Consider the following 1121-nt stretch of genomic DNA (forward strand, 5'->3'; position numbering starts at 1 on the left):
CTCGCCGTGGCCGCCTATTTGAAGGAGCACGTCGCGCAGCTGCTGATCGGCAAGGACCCGCACCGGATCGAGGACACCTGGCAGTTCCTGTACCGGTCCTCGTACTGGCGCCGCGGCCCGGTCACGATGGCCGCGATCGCCGCGGTGGACATGGCGCTGTGGGACATCAAGGGCAAGCTCGCCGGGATGCCGGTCTACCAGCTCCTGGGCGGGGCGTCCCGGAACGGGCTGCGCGCCTACGGGCACGCCTCCGGCGCGGACCTGCCGTCCCTGTTCGATTCGGTCCGKGAGCACCTGGARCTCGGSTACAAGTCGATCCGGATCCAGACCGCGGTGCCCGGGATCAAGGCCGTCTACGGCGTCGCGGCCCAGGCCCAGGCCTCGGGGGAGCGCTACGACTACGAACCGGCCGGGCGCGGCGCGTTCCCGCAGGAAGAGGACTGGGACACCCGCGCCTACCTCCGCCACCTGCCCACCGTGTTCGAGGCGGTGCGCAACGAGTTCGGCCCGGAACTCCCGTTGCTGCACGACGGGCACCACCGGATGACCCCGATCCAGGCCGCGAAGCTGGGCAAGGCGCTCGAACCCTACGACCTGTTCTGGCTCGAGGACTGCACCCCGGCCGAAAACCAGGAGGCCCTGCGCCTGGTCCGGGCGCACACCACCACCCCGCTGGCGATCGGGGAAATCTTCAACACCGTCTACGACTACCAGGCCCTGATCAAGGAACAGCTGATCGACTACGTGCGGGCAGCCTCCACCCACTTCGGCGGGATCAGCCCGCTGAAGAAGGTGATGGACTACGCCGCGCAGTACCAGATCAAGTCCGGCTTCCACGGCCCCACCGACATCTCCCCGGTCGGGTTCGCCGCGCAGCTGCACGTGGGCCTGGCGATCCACAACTACGGCATCCAGGAATACATGCAGCACTCGGATGCGACCAACGAGGTCTTCGAACAATCCATGACCTTCGTCGACGGCTACCTGCACCCGGGCGAGGCGCCCGGCATCGGCGTCGAATTCAACGAAGAAGCCGCCGCCGCGTTCCCCTACCAGCAGGCCTACCTGCCCTACAACCGCCTCGTCGACGGCACCGTCCATGACTGGTAACCCGACCACGA

Annotated in this window: 1 protein-coding gene; it reads left to right on the forward strand. The window is 67.8% G+C overall.

The genetic code is table 11. From position 1 onward, the window contains the following. The coding region (manD, locus tag AC1DHX_RS20730) for a D-mannonate dehydratase ManD (protein ID WP_476900464.1) at positions 1–1110 on the forward strand (1110 nt) is incomplete at its 5' end. Between the last annotated feature and the right edge of the window lie 11 nt (positions 1111–1121).

The organism is Arthrobacter sp. 05N33_2 (assembly GCF_056397425.1).